The organism is Haloarcula sp. Atlit-47R (assembly GCF_003665985.1).
Lineage (GTDB): Archaea > Halobacteriota > Halobacteria > Halobacteriales > Haloarculaceae > Haloarcula > Haloarcula taiwanensis.
Map to the genome: position 1 here is coordinate 1 of NZ_QPLQ01000074.1, position 454 is coordinate 454.

Consider the following 454-nt stretch of genomic DNA (forward strand, 5'->3'; position numbering starts at 1 on the left):
CTCGCTCGATGCTCCCGACGCGGCGCCGAACGCGACAGCGTTTCTTCGTCGCTCGCTCGCGCGCGATCCGAACGTTACCGCGCTCCGACAGAAAACGTCTATCGTGCTCCGACCGAGAGCGACTGCCCGAACCCGCCGACTGGGGCGGGATACCGAACGAAGTTTGAACGGATCCGAGGCGGACTCCGAACGGATGTTGTCCGGTCGTTGAAGAATCTATATCCCCGCCGTCGACCTCGTCGGGGACATGACGCGACGAGACGCGCGATGGCCGGCCCGGGCGTTCGGTCGCAGCGCGACGACGGCAGTATCCGCGGGCGCAGCGGCCGTTGCGGGCGTGGTTCAAGTGACCGCGATCCCGAGGTAGTGTATGATCGACGTTACCGAACAGCGCGACGCGCCGCTCGCGGCGGCGGCCGGCGCGGCCGCGGGCTCGTACCTCGCCACGGGGTGG

1 protein-coding gene is annotated in these 454 nt (G+C 68.5%); it reads left to right on the forward strand.

The window, feature by feature from the left end; translation table 11 throughout:
• The coding region (locus tag DVK00_RS22155) for a hypothetical protein (protein ID WP_233560872.1) at positions 1-211 on the forward strand (211 nt) is incomplete at its 5' end.
• Positions 212-454: the final 243 nt, after the last annotated feature.